Origin of the sequence: Natronorubrum sulfidifaciens JCM 14089, assembly GCF_000337735.1 — an archaeon.
In the GTDB taxonomy this organism is placed as follows: domain Archaea; phylum Halobacteriota; class Halobacteria; order Halobacteriales; family Natrialbaceae; genus Natronorubrum; species Natronorubrum sulfidifaciens.
Genome location: NZ_AOHX01000039.1, coordinates 375,424 through 393,819 on the forward strand (window position 1 = coordinate 375,424; position 18,396 = coordinate 393,819).

The window sequence follows — 18,396 nt, forward strand, 5'->3', positions numbered from 1 at the left end:
TATGTCCGTTTCACGAATATGTTCGTATGAACGTACTCGTTCCCGTCGACGAATCCGACCCGGCACGAGAGGCAGTCGAACACGCCGTCACGACGTATCCGGACGCCACGATCACGGCGCTGCACGTAATCAACCCGTCGATGGCCATGTATCGCGGGGAGATGGCGTACAACTACGAACGCCTCATGGAACTCGAGGAGGAAGAAGCTGAAACGCTGTTCGAAACGATCGAGCAGATCGGTGCGGAACACGACGCGTCGATCACGACGGAGCTCATGGTCGGCACGCCCGCCCGCAGCATCGTCTCGTTCGCGACGGACAACGACGTCGATCAGATCGTCCTCGGCAGTCACGGCCGATCCGGCATGTCACGCGTGCTACTGGGCAGCGTTGCCGAACAGGTCGTCCGTCGTGCGACGGTGCCGGTAACCGTCGTCCGATAAGCCGCGTCACCTCCTCTCGCCAGCGCTGTCGGGCCGTCCCGTCGATAGCGAAGCGAGTGTCTGCGTCGGTCAAATCGCCTCACTCAGGGGGTGCAACGCCCGAAACGTTGTCCGCCGGTCGTTCGTGCCGTTCGATCTCGTCGCCGCCTCCCGTACAGATGCTTTCCAGCGGATACTAGTTATATTTCCATACGATCCGATATAATGAATATGTCAATGTCGGTGGAGCTTTCAGTCGATGGGAACACCATGTGGGGTACTTAGCTGTCCGCGTTCACGGTCCGACTGTCAGATCTATGACCGAGTGCCAGATTCGAGCCGAGGACGGAAGCACACGTTGTCCGTGCGCGACGGACGACATCCTCCGACTCCTCGCAGATACCCGCCGCCGGGAGATTATCACGACGCTGGAATCCTGTGACGACGACCGAATGTCGCTACCGAGGCTGCGTTCACAGTCCACGACGGGACACGCTGACCCGGACTCCTGGCATCGAGCGATCCATCACATCCACCTGCCGATGCTCGACGATCATGGCCTGATCGACTACGACAGCGAAGCCGAGCACATCCGGTACTATCACTGCGAACAGGTCACAACCGCCCTCGAGGCGCTCGAGGCGCACTGACGACCGATACTGGAACTGTTCGAGAACATGAGTGGGTCCCACAGTCACGCCGAGAGTTATCAGGGTGCACGTGCTATATTCGGATACCGTGATGTCGCAGACAACGTTTGGCTATCTGACCGCGGCGAACGCACCGTTGTTTACCGACCTCTACGAGTTGCGGATGCTACAGGCGTACATCAATCAGGACCACAACCCGACAGCGACGTTCAGCCTGTTCGTCCGCGACCTCCCGCCGAATCGAGGGTACATGATCGCCGCGGGCCTCGAGCAGGCGATCCATTACATCGAGACGCTTTCGTTCGGCGAGCGCGCGCTCGAGTATCTGTCCGAGGAGGGGTTCGATGAGGCGTTCCTCGAGTACCTGTCGGGGTTCGAGTTCACTGGTGAGGTGCGCGCGCTGCCGGAGGGGACGCCGGTTTTCGTGAACGAGCCGTTGCTCGAGGTGACGGCACCGATCGCACAGGCACAGTTACTCGAGACCGCCGTGATCAACCAGATCGGCTATCAGTCGCTCATCGCGACGAAAGCGAGCCGTATGCGAGAGATCATCGACCGGAACGGCGACGGACAGCAGCTGATCGATTTCGGCTCCCGACGCGCACATGGGACGGACGCCGGCTTGAAGGCGGCCCGCGCCGCGTACATCGGTGGCTTCGACGGCACCTCGAACGTCGCCGCCGGGGAGGCGTTCGAGATCCCGACCTCCGGGACGATGGCCCACTCGTGGGTCCAGAGCTTCGAGGACGAGCGCGACAGTTTCGAGACGTTCGTCGACGAGTACGGGGACGAGAGTGTCTTGTTGATCGATACCTACGACACCGTCCGCGGGGCGGAGCTCGCAAAGGAAGTCGCCGACGAGGCAGGGGCGTCGATCCGCGGCGTTCGCCTCGATTCGGGCGACCTCGCGGCGCTCTCGCAGGATGTCGATGCGGTACTCCCCGATGTCGACCAGTTCATCTCCTCGGGCATCGACGAGTCCAAAATCGACGACTTCTTCGAGCGAGGTGGGGTCGGCGCGGGCTTTGGGCCGGGTACCGCGCTAGTGACGAGCACCGACGCCCCGAAAGTCGAGGGAGTCTACAAACTCGTCGCCGTCGAACGCGACGGCGAGATGCGGCCGACGATGAAGCTCTCGACGGGGAAAGTCACCTACCCCGGCGCGAAAAGCGTCCGCCGCACCGAGTCCGACGGCCGGTACACCGGCGACGTCATCGGACTTCGGGACGAGGACCTGCCCGGCGAGGAGCAACTCGTCACCGTCATCGACGGCGGCGAGCGCGTCATCGGCCTCCCCGACCTCGAGACCAGCAAAGCCCGAGCGCGGACACACAGACGGAAACTCCCCGACTCGAGCCGTCGACTCGAGGACCCCGAGCCCTACGACGTCCGAATCAGCGACGAACTACAACAGGAAACCGAGGAGCTACAGCGGGAACTCGAGGCTCGGCGTACGGAGTAGGGACCCGACGCAAAGCGCCTCTAGTTGCTCGTCAGCACCGGAATCGGCGACCGTCGGACGACACGCGCGGTCGTGCTTCCGAGCAGTCGGCCCGAACCCACAGCGCGGCCGCGGGTTCCCATCGCGACGAGGTCGGCGTCGGCCGCCGAAACGTACTCGAGCAGTTCATCAGCGGGAACGCCCCGACGAACAGCCGTGGTGGCCTCGAGGCCGCGCTCGTCGGCCATCTCGGCGACCGCCTCCGTCGCGTTCTGCCCGCCCGTTTTGAGTAAGCCGATGATGCTCCGCGGGGCGTCCTCGAGGTCGTAGGTCGTCGTATCGATTACGTAGACGGCGTGGACGCTGGCGTCGTATTTCTCGGCGATCTCGAGGGCGTTTTCTGCGGCGCGTTCGGCGGCGTCGCTCCCGTCGGTCGGAATCACGATCCGTTCGTACGGCCCGCCGGCTTCAGGGGTGTCGTCGCCGTCGTCTGTCATCCGAACCGACAGCACCGGGACGTCCGACAGCGCGACGACGCGCTCGGTGGTACTCCCAAGCCGAGCCCGGTCGACACCCGTTCGGCCGTGTGTCCCCATGACGATCATGTCGACACCCTGCTCGTCGGCGTACTCGAGGATCGTTCGGTGTGGGACGCCCTCGCGGACCTCTCGAGCGGCCATCAGGTCGTGGGCTTCGGCTTGATCCGTGATTCGAATCGTCGCTTCGCGGCCCTGTCGCTCGGAGGGGGCGTAGAGTTCCTCGCGGTCGTCGTCGGCGATTCCAGCCGGCGTCTCGCCGGTCTCGACGACGTAGAGGCTGTGAATCGTCGCCTCGTAGGTCTGGCCGAGCTCGAGGGCGTGATCGATCGTCGCTTCGGCACCGGCGCTGCCGTCGGTCGGAACGAGGATGGTCGTGAACATAGCGGCTCGTTCGAGACGGACGCCTATCAAACGCACCCGTACTCTCAGCGAGCGCAATCTGTTCGAACGCAAACGTGACTGCGACCGGCATACGGACTGCGGTCGTCACTGCTCGCCGAGTACCGATCCGACCCCAGTACTCGGGACAGCAGACCGTCTCAGGAGTGGTCGTAGGCCCCTTCTGTGAGCTGAATATCGGAGATCGACGGCGGGGTGTAGTACCGGACGATGTGGACGTCGTACGTCGCATTTGCGGCGACACCGCCGGCGACGCTCGTCACTGGCTGGGCAATTTCGCCGACGTTATCGGTGCCGAGGAAGACGACCGACGGCCGGATCTCGTCGGCAACATCAGTGATTTGGGCTGCGATCGCCGCCGGCGCGCCGTTGTCGGTTCGCTCCTCTCGGAACGTCGCCCCGGGTGCGATATCGTCGACCCCCTCACGGAGTCGTTTGGCGACGTAGGAGACGCTAAACGACTCGGGTTCGCCGGGTTCGTACCAGCCAACGTTCGTTGCGTACGCCTCGTCGTCGGGGATGACCGAGAGGGCGGTTACGTCCTCGTCCAGCGCCTCGCCGTACTCGGACGCCCGCATCAGTGCTGCTTCTGCCAGATAGGAGCCGTCGAACGGGACGAGAAACGTCATGTGTGTCGTGTGTTCGCGCTCGGCGGGCAACAATCTTTGCCACTATGACAGTAATACGACTGGGGCTCGTACGTTTGCGATATGAGCGAGCGTATCCTCGTCCCACACGACGGCAGCGGACACGCCGACGCCGCACTCCGCTTTGCACTCGAGACATTTCCGGACGCCTCGGTCGTCGTCCTCCACGTCGTCGAACCCTTTGCAGACCACACCGACGCCGGGGTCGAAAACGGTGGTCGATGGCGGAGTCGTGCACGTGAGTACGCCGCGGATGTCTTCGACGATGTCGATGACACTGCGGCGGCGTTCGAGACCACCGTCGACACGGTGTGGTGGTACGGGCGACCGACGCACGTGATCGTCCAGTACATCGATGCTGAGGGTATCGACGAGGTCGTGATGGGGAGTCGTGGCCGCAGCGGGATCGACCGGCTGCTGCTCGGCAGCGTGGCCGAAACGGTCGTTCGACGTGCATCCGTTCCCGTAACGATCGTTCACGGAACGGACTGAGACGAGCCGACGGCAGGCGATCGACGGGACATCGGGACAGCAATCCGTCTCAGCCCATCGCTCGAGCGGTCACCGGATGACCGTAACTGGAACGGGCGACCGTCGGACGACGGTCGCTGCCACGCTGCCGTAGAGGGCCTGATTCGACTCGAGTCGGCCGTGTGAGCCGAGCACGATGTGGTCGACGCCCTCGTCGGTCGCGTACTCGAGGATGAGTCGCGACGGCTCGCCGATATCGGACTCGGTCGTGACCGATCGGTCGGCGTCGGCGGCGACGTCGGCGACCGCCTCGAACAGCCGCGCAGTGGCGTCGTCGACGGCACGGTACCATGCGTCCGTGCCGATCAGCGGTTCGTAGGACGACTCGAGGTCGCCGCTGAAGTCGGGTTCGAACAGGTCAACCACGTGGTAGGCCGTGATTTCGGCGTCCGGAAACGCCCGGAAGGCGTGTCGAAGCGCATCCATCGAGAGTGGCGAGCCGTCGACCGGAACGAGAACCGAACTGGGCATACGTCTGCTTCCGGGTGGAGTCGTATATACGTACTGTCGACTCCGCGCGACGGCCTCGAGCCCGTCCGTTTTTCACCTCCGTCGGTGGACGACTCCTATGGCATCGATCGATCTCCCCGACCCCGAGACGGACGGCTCGACCAGCGTCGAACGAGCGATCGCGACCAGAACGAGTCGCCGATCGTTCGCCCGCCCGCCGCTCGAACTCGCGGACGTTGCACAGCTCCTGTGGGCCGCACAGGGCGTGACCCATGTCCGCGACGGCGTCGAGATGCGTACTGCGCCGAGTGCGGGGGCGACGTACCCGCTTGTTGCCTTTCTCGAGGTCGCACCGGAGGGCTGTGCGGCGCTCGACGCAGGACTGTACCGATACGAGCCGGGAGCCCACCGCCTCGAGGCCACCGTTCAGGAGGCAATCCACGACGCGCTCACGGAGGCGGCGCTGGGACAGGCGGTCGTGCAAGCCGCGCCGGCGACGATCGTTCTCGCCGCCGAGGCCGAGCGAACGCGCCGACAGTATCCTGACCATGGCGATCGGTACGTCCACATGGAGGCGGGCCACGCCGCACAGAACGTCCACCTCGTCTGTGAGTCGCGAACCCTGCAGAGCTGTCCCGTCGGCGCGTTCGACGACGACGCCGTCGCTGCCACGCTCGAGTTGCCGGCGCGACTCGAGCCGTTGTATCTGGTACCCGTTGGGAATCGGCCGGCGGACCAGTAGCAGCGGCGAGCCCTGTCTTACGAGAGGTGCTGTTCGAACCAGTCGGCTGCCACGTCGGCGACCTCCTCGAGCTGGCCGGGGCCGTCGAAGAGGTGGCCTGCGCCCGCGACGACGTGGAGATCGTGTTCGCAGGTGAGTTCGGCGGCGGCCTCACGGTTGCGTTGGAGCACCTGCGTGTCGTCGCCGCCGACGATGAACAACGAGGGAGCGGTGACGTCCGCGAACACCTCGGTGGCGAGGTCGACGCGGCCGCCACGGGAGACGACGGCGTCGATATCAGTCGTGGGACGCGCCGCGGCCCGTAGTGCCGACGCTGCACCAGTGCTCGAGCCGAAGTAGCCGTAGCGAAGTCCCGCCGTCGCCGCACGCGTCCGTAGCCACTCAGTGACCGCGACGAGTCGGTCGGTCAACAGGGGAATGTCGAAGCGGTTCTCGCGATATCGGTCTTCGTCCTCCGTGAGCAGGTCGAACAGCAGGGTTCCAAGCCCTCGCTCGCGGATGACATCCGCGACGTAGTTGTTCCGCGGGCTCTTTCGACTGCTGCCGCTGCCGTGTGCGAAAACGACGAGCCCGTTCGCGCCGTCGGGGATGATGAGCTCCCCCTCGAGTTCGATGTCGTCGACCGGAATCGTCGTGTCGTTCGCAGCTGTCATGGAGTGGTCTCCACCGCCCGCTGTCTTAGTGCTGTCATCGGTCGACTCGAGAGACCGTTCTCCATTGTCATCTGTCGATCTCGCTCCCGTCGGTGGCCGTGTTGTGTGGCTGGAGTCGAGGTCTCGAGTGCGTTAGTCGATATCGATCTGTTGTCCCTCGCGTTCGCCAGGGTCGCATTTAGGGAGCGTAATCGTGAGCACGCCGTTTCGATACCGGGCCTCGACGGCGTCCTCGTCGACTGGGTCCGGCAGTCGAACGGAGCGACGCAGCGACTGTCGAGACCGTTCGCTTTTGATGTAGAACTCCTCGTCTTCGTCGGTCGTCTCCGCCTCGCGCGTTGCGGTGATATGGATCGTGGTGCCGGAGAGCCGAACGCCGATCTCGTCTTTCTCGAAGCCGGGCACGTCAGCCGTCAGGACGAACGCCTCGTCGTGGTCGGCCAGATCGATCCCCATCGACGTGACTGCTGTCTGTGACTGCCCGAACTGGTCGAGATCCCACATCGCCAAGGATTCCTCTAACTGTCGTTGCAGGCGTTCGAACTGCTTTTCGAGTGCTCTGAACGGATTGTTGTCTGTACTCATGCGTATCACGGGGTCGAACCCCTAGCGTGGAGTCCGACGCCATTCGTGTTAAGCATTGCAGGCGTCCGAAGGACGAACAGACTGCCCGCCATCGTTTTGGATATGGGGTGTGTTATCACGACTATATGAAACTCGAGGCGACCACGGTTGATATCGGCACGAGCCGGCCACTCGTCCTCTTGAACACCATCGACGCGGCTGAGCTGGGTGCCCATCCGATCGACCGTGTTCGAATCGAGCACGCCGGCCAGACGACCACGGGAATCGTCAAGCGAACCGATGAACTGGTCGAGGCAGGCACCGTCGGCATGACCGAACCGCTCCATCACGTTCGTGGCACCGTCGACGTCACACTCGCCGGCGCGCCACAGTCGGTTCGGTACGTCCGCAAGAAACTCGACGACATCGAACTCGAGGCCCACGAACTCGAGACGATCGTTCGGGACATCCACGAGAACCGCCTCTCGGACGTCGAACTCAGCGCCTACGTCTCGGCGGTGTATACGAACGGCCTCTCGCTCGAGGAGACCAAACACCTGACGGAAGCGATGACCGACGTCGGCAAGCAACTGAGTTGGGGACACCCGGTCGTCGCCGACAAACACTCGATCGGTGGCGTCGCCGGGAACTGTGTGACGCCGATCATCGTCTCGGTCGTCACGGCGGCGGGACTGACGATGCCGAAGACGTCCTCGCGAGCCGTCACCTCGCCCGCGGGAACGGCGGACGTGATGGAGGTGTTCTGTGACGTCGAGTTCTCGATCGACGAAATCGAGTCGATCGTCACGGAGACCAACGGCTGTCTCGTCTGGGGTGGTGGCGTCGACCTCTCGCCGGTCGACGACGAGATCATCCGCGCTGAAAACCCGCTATCGGTCGATCCGGCGGGCCAACTCATCGCCTCAGTGCTCTCGAAAAAACGCAGCGCCGGCTCGACACACGTCGTCATCGATATCCCCTACGGCGAGGGGGCGAAAGTCGAGAGCCTCGTCGCCGCACGGGAGCTCGCGGACGATTTCAAACGCGTCGGGACTCACCTCGAGGTCGACGTCACCTGTGCGATCACCCACGGCACCGATCCGATCGGACGCGGCGTCGGACCGACACTCGAGGCCCGGGACGTCCTCGCGGTCCTCGAAGGCGACGGGCCGGAATCACTCCGACTGAAGTCGGTGCGACTCGCCGACATGCTGCTCGAGCACTGTGGCGTCGACGCGTCGGCGACTGACATCCTCGAGTCGGGACGCGCACTCGAGCGATTTACGCGGATCGTCGCCGCACAGGGTGGTGATCCTGTGGTCGAATCCGACGACCTCGAGCCGGGGGCGGAGTCGACGACCATCCGTGCGGATCGCGCCGGGGTTGCCACGCGTGTCGACAACCGACAGCTCTGTGATCTCGCCCGCCGGGCGGGTGCCCCCCTCGACAGCCGTGCCGGGCTCGTCATCCATCGGCGTGTGACCGACTCGATCGAGACCGGTGACCCGCTGTATACGATCCACGCCGAGACGCCGGCCAAGCTCGCGGAGGCCGAACGGCTGGCCGAACGACTCGAGCCGGTTCGCGTTCGGAGTACGGCGGACGCGCTCGTCGAGCGTCGGTGAGAGGGAGGTGTAACTTATTTGGCCGACCCAGTGGTGGAGACCGTACAGCATGTACGACACGATTCTCGTCGCGACGGACGGGAGCGACTCGGCGAACCGTGCGGTCGAGCAGGCTCTGGACCTGGCGTCGATGTTCGACGCCGAGTTGTACGGTATCTCGGTCGTCGACACCCGACGATACGGCGACTCGATGCTCTCGGGCTCGAGTGGCGTGATCGATGATCTGAGCGACCGCGCCGAGGAGGTGCTTGCGGGACTCGAGGCCCAAGCCGACGTCGGCGTCACGACCACCGTCCGACGTGGCCGTCCACACGAGGAGATCGAACGCTATGCCGACACGGTCGATGCGGATCTGATCGTGCTCGGCAACCGCGGCCTCGGGGCCAGTGGCGAGATCGGCAGCACCGCAGAACGCGTCGTCAGGTACATCGATCGGCCAGTACTGACAGCCTAACCTCGCCTCGAGCCCGCAATCTATCAGCGAGTCGGGTACAACCTATTTTACAACGTTCGACATGGGTATCGCCACGCCAATGTACGAGACGATTCTCGTCCCGACCGACGGGAGCGACCCGGCGAATCGGGCAGTAGAGCACGCACTGGAACTCGCAGACAGGTACGACGCCGACGTGCACGCGATGTACTGCGTCGAGACTCATCGCTACGGTGAGACGGCGCTGAGCAGTGCTGAGATCGTTCTCGATCGACTCGAAGAACAGGGAGCTGCGATGCTCGGGGAGATCAGTGACCGGGCGGACAACATCGGGATCGACTGCAGCTGGTCGGTCTGTCACGGCCGTCCGTGGGAGGCCGTCTCGGAGACGGCAGCCGACCTCGATGCGGATCTGATCGTGATCGGCCATCAAGGGCAGAGCCACACGCGAACGAACAAGATCGGGAGCGTCGCCGAGCGGATCGTTCGAACTGCGGATCGGCCAGTGTTGACCGCCTGAGCCAGCGACAGCCGGCGACTCGGCAATGGGTCGGTTAGGCCCGATCGCGAGCGGGAACGGACGCCGAGAACAACGCCTCCGTGTGTCGTTGCTGTAGGTCGAACCGAGTCGTATGCACTCACCAGCTCCGCCAGCCCGGTCGATAGCGGCCTACGAGACGCTTACGGATCGGCGTCTCCTCGAGCGACTCGCCACGCTCGCAGCGACGCTCGAGGACGTCCGGGTGTTGCACGTGAACTCGGCGGCGAGCGGCGGCGGCGTCGCGGAGTTGCTCCGGTCGATCGTCCCCGTCTGTACCGACCTCGGTGTCGACACCGATTGGCTCGTCATCGACGCCGAGGAGTCGTTTTTCGAGGTGACCAAAGCCCTCCACAACGGACTGCAGGGAGATGCGACGACGCTGACCGACGAGATGAAAGCGACCTATCGCGCCGTCACCGAGCGAAACGCGGCGACGATCGACGAGGCGTACGATCTCGTCGTGCTCCACGACCCACAGCCGCTCGGCATGGTCGAACCGCTCATGGAGACGATGCCGGATACGACGATCGTCTGGCGCTGTCATCTGGACCTGAGCGCGCCCGCAAGCGAGCCACTCGCGTTCGTCTCGAACTACATGGAACACGTCGATCACGCGATTTTCAGTCGGGCCGCCTACGAGACGACGGTTCCCGTCCCGTCTTCGAGTGTGATCCATCCCTCGATCGATCCGCTGGCGGCGAAAAACGAGGCGCTCGACGACGCAACCGTGGCGGCCGAAAGCGAGCAACTCGCCCCCATCTCGTTCGACACACCGCTCGTGACACAGGTGTCCCGTTTCGACCCGTGGAAAGACCAGCTCGGGACACTCGAGGCGTATCGTCGGCTCACGGATCGGATACCGGACGCCCAGCTCGCACTGGTCGGGAGCATGGCCGATGACGATCCGGAGGGGGGAGAGAGACACGAGCAGGTCGCGGCCACGGCGGCAACCGATCCCGACGTTCACGTCCTGACTGACCTGTCGGATACGGCAGTGAACGTCTTGCAGCGTCAGTCGGACGTCGTCGTCCAGAAGTCGCTGCGGGAGGGGTTCGGCCTCGTCGTCTCGGAGGCGCTCTGGAAGCGCACACCAGTCGTCGGCTCGACCGTCGGCGGCATCCCGCTCCAGATCGAGGACGGCCGCAACGGCTATCTCGTCGAGCCCGACGACGTCGTCGGACTCTCTCGCCGGGTCGAACAGCTCCTCCGGAACGACGTGCGTCGGCTGGAGTTCGGGCAGTACGGACGGGAGGTCGTCCGCGAGCGGTTTCTGCTGCCCCGACAGCTCGCCGAGTTCCTCACGGTCGTCGCCGATCTCGTGAGCCGGCCGTCCTGACTGGACTCGAGAGCATGATGACGAGCCAATCGTTTAACTCGGTTCGCAGCGAATAGCGCTCCATGAAGCTCCTCGTAGCTGTCGATGGCTCCGAAGCGTCCGAGAACGCCCTCACCTACGCTGCCACGCTTGCGGATGCAATGGACGGGTCGATCACTGTCGTCCACGCGGCCGACCCTACCGTCCACGACGAGGGTGGGAACGAACCGGACGTATCGCTCTGGGATGCAGACCAGCGACTGGTCCTCGAGAGCGTCGCCGACGTCGAACAGCGAGGGTTGGATCTCCTCGACGACGCGTCTGCCGTCGCCGACGACCTCGGTCACGATGTCGCGGTCGAACTCCTCTATGGCAACCCGGTCGCGGAAATCGCTGACTACGCCGAAGCCGAGGGCTTCGACACGATCTTCGTCGGCCACCGTGGCCGTTCGGAGCGTGCCGGGCTGATGCTTGGCAGCGTTGCGAAGTCACTCGTCGAACGGGCGACCGTTCCAGTGACCGTCGTGCGCTGACGTCGTCTGCGACCCGGAAACTAAACTCGTGGCGGCGATTATTCCTCGAGTAGCCAGCCGAAGCGCTTCTCCCAGAACTCCTCGCCCGGTGGCTTTTTCGTCCGGCCGTAGGTCTTCTCATCACGGATCTGTCGCTCCAATATCTCTCGTGTCTCGTTGAGCGCGTGGCTCGCGCCATACCCTTCTCCGGAGGCCATAAACAGCCCTCGATCGGTGTGCAATCGGATACGGGCGAGCAACAGCGGAACGCCGCGGCGTTTCTCGTCGTGTTCGTGGAGATGGACTTTCGCATCCAGAATGTTCATCCCATGGTCTTTGTCGTCGAACGCTTCGATCATTGCGACGATGTTCTCGTAGGTCGTGTCATCGATCAGATCGACGCCGTAGATCTGCACCCCTCGATTCCCGCCGGCTTCCCACGTCAGCGCCTCGAGAACGTCGGTTTTCGTCAGGATTCCGTGCGGGGAGCCGTTTTCGGTGACGACCAGCGACGAGGCGTCGACGGCGAACATCTCCTCGACGGCGACGTCGAGCGTTTCGTCCGGCCGGATCGTTCGGACCGGCGAGGCCATGAGGTCTCGGATGGGGAGGTCCAGCATCCGATCCGACTCCCCCTCACGGGAGCCGAAGCCGCCACCGCGAGAGCGGCCGGCGCTGGACGAAATCTCGCCACCGAACGGGTCCGTCCCGGCTCCATCGCCGCCCTGACTCGTCACTTCGGCACGAACCGTCAGGTCGGTCACGTCGTAGAGGCTCAAGACCCCCGTTGCCGTCCCGTTGTCGACGACCGGCAGATGCGTGATCCGATTCTTGCGGAAGACATTGAGTGCGCTTCCGAGGGTTGATCCCGGATCGAGCGCGATGAGATCCCTCGTGGCAGCCTCCGAGACGGTCGCCGCATCGAGAAACGGGGTGACCTTCTCGAGGATCGCGTCGACGGTGACGATGCCCTGCAGTTCTTGTCCCTCGAACACCGGAAGCAGCTGTGAGTCGCTGTCGATCATCAGCTGTGCTACGTTCCGGATGTCCTCATCCGGCGTGAGCCGTGGGACGTGCCAGACCAGCGAGCCGAGCTTTTCGTTGGGTTGGCGATGCGAGGTGGCGAGTTGTCGTCGCGTGACGACGCCGTCGAACGACTCACCCCGCACGAGGACGCCTCTGGTCTGTGAATCCTCGAACGTTCCGACGAGCTTCGAGACTGGGGTGTCCGGGGTGAATTCGACGTACGATTCCGAAACGATGTCTTCGATATCCATGTGTACTCTGTTGATCTGCGTGGGTGTGTTGTCTGTAAGACGGTACGTGGTCGATGCGAGTCAGCGATCTCGGCACTGAGGTGGGGTATTCGAGAGAGACGCTCGAGGCAGGCGACTGCTCGCATCGCGGCTACGACTCCAGATACGCCATCGCCTCCTCGTCCGACACTTGACCGAACCGCTCGTAGAACTGCCCGACGCCCATGAATCGACTCGGCGTCTCGAGACAGACGACCGCGTCCGCCTCGGCCTCGAGGGCGGCGATCGAATCCGGCGGCCCGACCGGCACTGCCAGCACGATCCGCTCGGCGTCGGTTTCGCTGAGCGTCTGGAGACAGGCTCTGACTGTCGATCCCGTCGCGACGCCGTCGTCGACGACGACCACGGTTTTCCCGGTGAGATCCGGCGGGCCACGGTCGCCACGGTAGCGTTCGGCCTTCCGGCGAGCGCTTTCGGCTTCCTCCTCGCGCCGTCGCTGGAAGTACGCCTCGTCGCTGTCCGTTCGCCCGATCGCGTCCTCGTTTCGCCAGACGCTGCCATCGCTGGCGACGGCACCGATGGCGTACTCCGGATTGCCCGGCGCACCGATCTTCTTCGCAACGACGATATCGAGCGGGATGGCGAGTTCGTCGGCGACCGCGCGCCCGAGCGGGAGCCCCCCTCGCGGGATCGCAAGCGCGATATCCGCGTCGACTCCTCGCTCACGGAGTTCCGCCGCGAGACGCTCACCCGCGTCCGTTCGGTCTCTGAAGCGTCGAGATCCTGCCATCGCCTCTACGTGAGCACGGGTGACGGTATATAATAGCCGGGTACTACCATCGTGACGAACATGTCTGTCCGGCACTGTTTCGGGCCGGGAGCGAAGACCGGTCTCGAGCCGGGAGCGGCTTCGCCACTGATCGGGTCGTCTTCCACGTCCAGTAGAACAAAGGCTGTGGCTGCTGTACCGGGTGCCATGTACGAGGACGTGCTCATCGCCACTGACGGCAGCGATATCGCAACGGATGCGGCGGCAGTCGGCATTTCGATCGCACAGGCGCTCGACGCGACGGTACACGTACTGTCGGTCGCCGACAAGGCGCGTGACAACGACACGAAACACGAAAAAGCGGCCGACGCGGTCGTCGCCGACGCCGTCGAGGCGGGGTGTGTGGCCGACTCGGTCGTCCGTACGGGACGGCCGGCGACCGAAATTCTGGCCTACGCCGACGAGGCTGCTGTCGACGCCATCGTCGTCGGGACGCACGGCCGAACCGGCCTGCGACAGGCGCTGCTCGGCAGCGTCGCCCTCGAGGTGATCCGCGATGCCCGCCGCCCCGTTCTCACGGTCGGGCGTGAAACGATCGACTCCAGCGACGTTCGGATCGACGACGTTTGCCTCGCTACTGATGGCTCTGCGGGTTCGACAGCGGCGACCGCACACGCACTCTCGCTGGCCGAGGCCTGCGATGCGACCCTGCACGCGCTGTACGCCGTCGACGTCCGCGCCGACGCCGACGAGATTCGACAGAACTTCCTCGAGCACGGCGAGACGACAACGGCAGCGATCGAGACACGAGCTTCCGACCGCGGCCTCGAGACCCGACGGACGGTCACGGAGGGCGAGGCACACGACGCCATTCTCGACTACGTCGACGCCGAATCCGTCGACGTACTCGTTATGGGTACGGAGAGCAAATCGAACCTCGAGCGCCTCGTGCTGGGCAGCGTCTCCCAGCGGGTGGTGCCGGCTGCGAGCGTCCCCGTGATGACGGTCCGGACAGCCGAGGAGTGAGCGACTGAGACCGCTGCTGTCGGCGTCGTCGCTCGTCAGTGCTGGTCATCGTAACAGTAGATAGTACTGCCATTTCTTTATTTGGAATCATGCCTGGAACTGAATCAGGCAATCCGGTAACTACGTGTGCGTACTGTTCGATGTTCTCCAGTACATGACATTCAGATTGTGCTGTCGCCATAACTGCTTATAAATCAGGGAGACATCTCTTCTCTATGACCGATTCAAGTAGCGATGAGTTCGACCCAACAGCACCAGATCAACGAGAGATCGGTCGTGAAATGGTTGACGACAGTACGGGACTCGGTTCGGTGATGGCCCACGCCTATCGCGGAGAGATAGACCGAGTGGGGACGTGGCGCCAGCGCCTCGACGAGACGACGACGTGGGCGGTGACGCTGATGGCAGCAATCTTGACGTGGGCGTTTTCGAGTCCCGATAACCCACACTATATCTTGCTGATCGGGATCGTTGTTGTCACCATCTTTCTGGGAATCGAAGCACGGCGGTACCGGGACTACGACGTCTTTCGCTCTCGTGCTCGAGTCATCCAAGAGAACCTGTTCGCAAACGCCCTCGATCCGTCCCAAGGCATTGAAAGTCACGACTGGCGAGCGGAACTGAGCAGGGATTATCGCAGGCCGACGCTGAAAGTCTCGGTATACGAAGCACTCGCAAACCGGCTCCGGCGTGTGTACCTTGCGCTGCTCAGTGTCCTCTTGGTCGCGTGGGTCTTCAGGATTACAGCGTTCGCGCCGCGCCAGGACTGGCTGACAACCGCTGAAATCGGCCGTATCCCCGGAATTGCTGTGGTTGCCGTTGTAGGTGTGTTCTACGTCGTACTCCTTGGCGTCACCTTCTGGCCCCACGAGCGCCATGCCAAGGGTGAATTCCGTGAAGGAGACCCGGACGACTGGAAAGAGACGGACGGATAAATTCGTTCCCTGTACTGAACGCGAGTTTCACACCTCACACTGAATAAAGAAACCGTGCTACCAACTACTGGTAAAACTCGGGATGGGGCTCGATCGCCTCGAGTTTGGGCGGTGTGCGCTGGCGGACGACGAACACGTCGTAGGTCTCGTCGCCGGCGATGTGGACGCCGACGCTCGTCAGCGGCGTCACGACACGGCCGACGTTGTCGCTGCCGAGAAAGACGACGCTCGGATCGTGTTCCAGTGCCAGCCGTTCGATATGACCGGCGATCCGGGCCTCCGGTGGGAACTCGCGGATCCGTTCGAACTCGAACGACGCCTCCGGCGTGAGTGACTCGACTCGAGCGCGAAGGCGGTCGACGACGGCACTGACGTCGTACGCGTCGTCCTCGCCGATCCAGCCCTTCTCTCGAGCGTATCGTTTTCGTTCCGGGACGACGGTGACGGCCACCACGTCCTCCTCGAGTGCGACGCCGTACTCCGCTGCTCTGACGAGCGCGGCTTCCGCGAGCTCCGACCCATCGAATGGGACAACGAACGTCATACGTACGGTCTCTATGGCTGGCCCAATAACTTCGAGGGCTGGATCGAGACCGGGTTTGGTGGGCCACCGGACGGTCGGCGGTCCGCTGGGACTGACGACCGGTGCCGTCTGATACGGTTTGCTGTCGTCACTGACTGCCGATTGCCGACCCATGCTGGCGATCGGCGGTAAACAGGGACAGCAATCCATCTGAGCCGGCCGCCGAGGTGGCGCGCTCGTTCGACGGCCGAACGAGCCGGCTTCGGTCGACTACTCGAGTCGAAATATCAGAGTAGCATTATATTCGACACGCGATACGGTTGGTAATCCGTGCTTTTCACCCGGAAATGTTTACAGACATATGCCTGTAATCGGTGATGATAGTATACCGTTATATGAGGGGTGAAATAGCATCGTACGGCCGGACCCGGCTGAGGTCGATGGTAACACGATATTTCCCATCATATTAGTGTCAATACGACGATATGGATCGAGTCGGGTTCCGGTCGAGTGGGCGATTGCGGGGCCGACCGGACAGCGGGCCGCTGACACCGACGCCCCATCCTCGAAAGGCGCCGTTATGCATTCCCGATGACCCGTACAGTTATTGAGAGCGTTGCCGGAGTCTCTCGGTATGTCTGTGCGTCTCGAGGGGATCGATTCGGTGTTGTTACCGACAGACGGCAGTGACAGGGCGCTTGCTGGAGCGAGACGTGGCACCGAGCTGGCTGTCGCAACCGGGGCGGATGTCCACGTGCTCTCAGTCGTCGATACGTCGGAAGCCAAGCCCGACTCGTCGGCTCTCGGACGCGATGAGGACGAGGCGGTGGCGGCGATCGACGCCGACGCCGACGTGGCCGTCGACGCCGTCGCACGGATGGTCCGAGAGACGGCACCAGCGCTCGAGGTCACGACGACGGCCGAGCGTGGCACTCCGTTTCGGGTTATCGACAGCTACGTCGAGGCGGCCGACATCGACCTGATCGCGATGGGGACGAAAGGCCGAACGGGACTCGAGCGGGTGACGCTTGGCAGCGTGACCGAAAACGTCCTGCGAACGGTCGCCGTTCCGGTGTGTGCGGTCCCACTGGGCGCGGCCGACACACCGCTGTCTTCGACACAGACCGAGACTGTCCTCCTCCCGACGGACGGCAGCGACGGGGCGGCGGTCGCCGTCGACTGGGGACTCGAACTCGCGACCGTTTTCGATGCGATGGTCCACACGCTCTACTCGGTCGACACGAGTCGGTTTCCATCGAGGACGGAGCCGACGGAGCTCCTCTCGACACTCGAGGACGAAGGACGGGCCGCACTCGAGGCCGTTCGCGAGCGAGCCGTCGACGCCGGTGTCAGCGTGATGGGGACGGTTGCGAGTGGCCCGCCAGCGAAAGTGATCCTGAACTACGCCACGGAAAACGAGATCGACCTCATCGTGATCGGGACACACGGTCGCTCCGGTATGACACGGCACCTGCTGGGAAGCGTCACGGAGAACGTCGTCCGGAACGCCGACGTGCCGGTCGTCTGTGTGCCGATGCGTGGCGACGATCGTCGCCACTGACTCTCAGTGCACGCGTTATTCGCTTTCGACAGTGATGTCTCCCACCTGCGTTTCCTCGTGGTACGTACAAATATAGGTCGTCATCTCCGTCGTTGCGACGACACCCTCGATCGACGCTTCCTCCCCCTCTTCGCTGACGTCGTCGCTCTGATACTCGTCAATAATGTCGTCGTTCTCGTCACGGATCTCGAGGTTGTGCTCGACGCCATCGGCGTTGACCCACCTGAACGTGTACTCTTGGCCCTCGATGAGCGTGATCGTCGGGTTCTCTTCGCCCTCGATGATCGCCGGTTCGATGCCGCCCCAGTGGGAAATCTGACCATCGAAGTAGAACTCGTCGACCTCACCCCAGTCTTCGGCCGCGCCGTTACCGTTTTCGTCTTCCTCGCCGTTGCCGTTCTCCTCGCCGTTTCCACCACAGCCAGCAAGCACTGCCATCCCGGTTGCACCCGCGATCGTCAGCGCTGTCCGTCGAGAGAGTCGCTCGTTCTCTGCCATCGGTATTTAAAACATCCTCTTGTTTCTTAATACCCGTTCACTGCGTGACAGAAATTCGTGAACATAGATCTAACAGCCACGAGGACGCTACCGACTGGTGATACGGACTGCTGAAATCACTGCTAACGTTGGGATGGTTCGGACTCGAGTGCGTGCTCGTGGACCGACGGGCCGTCACCGTCCTCGAGTCGCCAGCTGTTCCCGTTGCGGTCCAACAGCCGGGTATCAGTACAGCGATCACACCGAACCGGGTAGACGGAGTCGTTCTCCGCCGTGACAACGACCTCGTGGGTCCAGGGGTGGCGCCAGTCGTGGCCGTACAGGCGACACTGCCAGTTGAAGGGGCCCATATCATGGGCTACGT

23 protein-coding genes are annotated in these 18,396 nt (G+C 63.4%); 13 read left to right on the forward strand and 10 right to left on the reverse strand.

What is annotated here, in order from left to right; genetic code table 11:
* Positions 1 to 26: 26 nt before the first annotated feature.
* The 3 genes from C495_RS11695 (at position 27) to C495_RS11705 (ending at position 2,534) form a co-directional block, all read left to right on the forward strand.
* Positions 27 to 443 (forward strand): universal stress protein, encoded by a 417-nt coding sequence (locus C495_RS11695; RefSeq protein WP_008163136.1) that lies wholly within the window; start codon positions 27 to 29, stop codon positions 441 to 443.
* 296 nt (positions 444 to 739) lie between these two features.
* Positions 740 to 1,072: a DUF7344 domain-containing protein gene (locus tag C495_RS11700; protein ID WP_008163138.1), complete on the forward strand. Its 333-nt coding sequence runs from the start codon at positions 740 to 742 to the stop codon at positions 1,070 to 1,072.
* A gap of 91 nt (positions 1,073 to 1,163) precedes the next feature.
* Positions 1,164 to 2,534 (forward strand): nicotinate phosphoribosyltransferase, encoded by a 1,371-nt coding sequence (locus C495_RS11705; protein ID WP_008163140.1) that lies wholly within the window; start codon positions 1,164 to 1,166, stop codon positions 2,532 to 2,534.
* A 20-nt stretch (positions 2,535 to 2,554) separates the two neighbouring features.
* Here C495_RS11705 and C495_RS11710 read toward each other — a convergent pair whose 3' ends face one another.
* Entirely contained in the window at positions 2,555 to 3,433 is an 879-nt protein-coding gene (locus C495_RS11710) for a universal stress protein (RefSeq protein WP_008163141.1), read from the reverse strand.
* Positions 3,434 to 3,591: 158 nt separating this feature from the next.
* A complete protein-coding gene (locus tag C495_RS11715) occupies positions 3,592 to 4,080 on the reverse strand; it encodes a universal stress protein (RefSeq protein ID WP_008163142.1) in 489 nt (162 codons plus the stop codon).
* Between the two features lie 81 nt (positions 4,081 to 4,161).
* Here C495_RS11715 and C495_RS11720 point away from each other — a divergent pair, with 81 nt between their 5' ends.
* Positions 4,162 to 4,590: a universal stress protein gene (locus C495_RS11720; RefSeq protein ID WP_008163144.1), complete on the forward strand. Its 429-nt coding sequence runs from the start codon at positions 4,162 to 4,164 to the stop codon at positions 4,588 to 4,590.
* A gap of 69 nt (positions 4,591 to 4,659) precedes the next feature.
* Here C495_RS11720 and C495_RS11725 read toward each other — a convergent pair whose 3' ends face one another.
* Entirely contained in the window at positions 4,660 to 5,100 is a 441-nt protein-coding gene (locus tag C495_RS11725) for a universal stress protein (protein WP_008163145.1), read from the reverse strand.
* A gap of 97 nt (positions 5,101 to 5,197) precedes the next feature.
* On the opposite strand from C495_RS11725, the gene C495_RS11730 reads away from it, so the two are divergent.
* On the forward strand, positions 5,198 to 5,821 hold the full coding sequence (locus tag C495_RS11730) for a SagB/ThcOx family dehydrogenase (protein WP_008163146.1): 624 nt from the start codon (positions 5,198 to 5,200) through the stop codon (positions 5,819 to 5,821).
* A gap of 17 nt (positions 5,822 to 5,838) precedes the next feature.
* On the opposite strand, the gene C495_RS11735 is transcribed toward C495_RS11730, so the two are convergent.
* Complete coding sequence (locus tag C495_RS11735; protein ID WP_008163147.1) at positions 5,839 to 6,474, reverse strand: dienelactone hydrolase family protein; 636 nt, start codon at positions 6,472 to 6,474, stop codon at positions 5,839 to 5,841.
* Between the two features lie 132 nt (positions 6,475 to 6,606).
* Positions 6,607 to 7,059 (reverse strand): Hsp20/alpha crystallin family protein, encoded by a 453-nt coding sequence (locus tag C495_RS11740; RefSeq protein WP_008163148.1) that lies wholly within the window; start codon positions 7,057 to 7,059, stop codon positions 6,607 to 6,609.
* A 125-nt stretch (positions 7,060 to 7,184) separates the two neighbouring features.
* Between C495_RS11740 and C495_RS11745 the strand changes: the two genes are divergently transcribed.
* The 5 genes from C495_RS11745 (at position 7,185) to C495_RS11765 (ending at position 11,485) form a co-directional block, all read left to right on the forward strand.
* On the forward strand, positions 7,185 to 8,663 hold the full coding sequence (locus C495_RS11745; protein ID WP_008163149.1) for an AMP phosphorylase: 1,479 nt from the start codon (positions 7,185 to 7,187) through the stop codon (positions 8,661 to 8,663).
* 49 nt (positions 8,664 to 8,712) lie between these two features.
* A complete protein-coding gene (locus C495_RS11750; RefSeq protein ID WP_008163150.1) occupies positions 8,713 to 9,117 on the forward strand; it encodes a universal stress protein in 405 nt (134 codons plus the stop codon).
* A 79-nt stretch (positions 9,118 to 9,196) separates the two neighbouring features.
* On the forward strand, positions 9,197 to 9,616 hold the full coding sequence (locus C495_RS11755; RefSeq protein ID WP_049890291.1) for a universal stress protein: 420 nt from the start codon (positions 9,197 to 9,199) through the stop codon (positions 9,614 to 9,616).
* 112 nt (positions 9,617 to 9,728) lie between these two features.
* Entirely contained in the window at positions 9,729 to 10,973 is a 1,245-nt protein-coding gene (locus C495_RS11760; RefSeq protein ID WP_008163152.1) for a glycosyltransferase, read from the forward strand.
* Positions 10,974 to 11,035: 62 nt separating this feature from the next.
* The gene (locus C495_RS11765) at positions 11,036 to 11,485 is read left to right on the forward strand and encodes a universal stress protein (RefSeq protein WP_008163154.1); all 450 of its coding nucleotides are present in this window, start codon (positions 11,036 to 11,038) and stop codon (positions 11,483 to 11,485) included.
* A gap of 38 nt (positions 11,486 to 11,523) precedes the next feature.
* Here the strand turns inward: C495_RS11765 and C495_RS11770 are convergent, their stop codons facing one another.
* On the reverse strand, positions 11,524 to 12,741 hold the full coding sequence (locus C495_RS11770; RefSeq protein WP_008163155.1) for a CBS domain-containing protein: 1,218 nt from the start codon (positions 12,739 to 12,741) through the stop codon (positions 11,524 to 11,526).
* 130 nt (positions 12,742 to 12,871) lie between these two features.
* Positions 12,872 to 13,510, reverse strand: coding sequence for a phosphoribosyltransferase (locus tag C495_RS11775; protein ID WP_008163157.1), 639 nt, complete (start codon positions 13,508 to 13,510; stop codon positions 12,872 to 12,874).
* A gap of 186 nt (positions 13,511 to 13,696) precedes the next feature.
* Between C495_RS11775 and C495_RS11780 the strand changes: the two genes are divergently transcribed.
* Together C495_RS11780 and C495_RS11785 are read left to right on the forward strand one after the other, a co-directional pair.
* A complete protein-coding gene (locus C495_RS11780; RefSeq protein ID WP_008163159.1) occupies positions 13,697 to 14,515 on the forward strand; it encodes a universal stress protein in 819 nt (272 codons plus the stop codon).
* A 215-nt stretch (positions 14,516 to 14,730) separates the two neighbouring features.
* Entirely contained in the window at positions 14,731 to 15,450 is a 720-nt protein-coding gene (locus C495_RS11785; protein ID WP_049890292.1) for a DUF2270 domain-containing protein, read from the forward strand.
* 64 nt (positions 15,451 to 15,514) lie between these two features.
* Here the strand turns inward: C495_RS11785 and C495_RS11790 are convergent, their stop codons facing one another.
* Complete coding sequence (locus C495_RS11790; RefSeq protein WP_049890321.1) at positions 15,515 to 15,994, reverse strand: universal stress protein; 480 nt, start codon at positions 15,992 to 15,994, stop codon at positions 15,515 to 15,517.
* Between the two features lie 613 nt (positions 15,995 to 16,607).
* Here C495_RS11790 and C495_RS11795 point away from each other — a divergent pair.
* Positions 16,608 to 17,534, forward strand: coding sequence for a universal stress protein (locus C495_RS11795; protein WP_008163163.1), 927 nt, complete (start codon positions 16,608 to 16,610; stop codon positions 17,532 to 17,534).
* Between the two features lie 15 nt (positions 17,535 to 17,549).
* Here C495_RS11795 and C495_RS11800 read toward each other — a convergent pair whose 3' ends face one another.
* Together C495_RS11800 and C495_RS11805 are read right to left on the reverse strand one after the other, a co-directional pair.
* Positions 17,550 to 18,032, reverse strand: coding sequence for a cupredoxin domain-containing protein (locus C495_RS11800; protein WP_008163164.1), 483 nt, complete (start codon positions 18,030 to 18,032; stop codon positions 17,550 to 17,552).
* Between the two features lie 122 nt (positions 18,033 to 18,154).
* Entirely contained in the window at positions 18,155 to 18,382 is a 228-nt protein-coding gene (locus C495_RS11805) for a hypothetical protein (protein ID WP_008163165.1), read from the reverse strand.
* Positions 18,383 to 18,396: the final 14 nt, after the last annotated feature.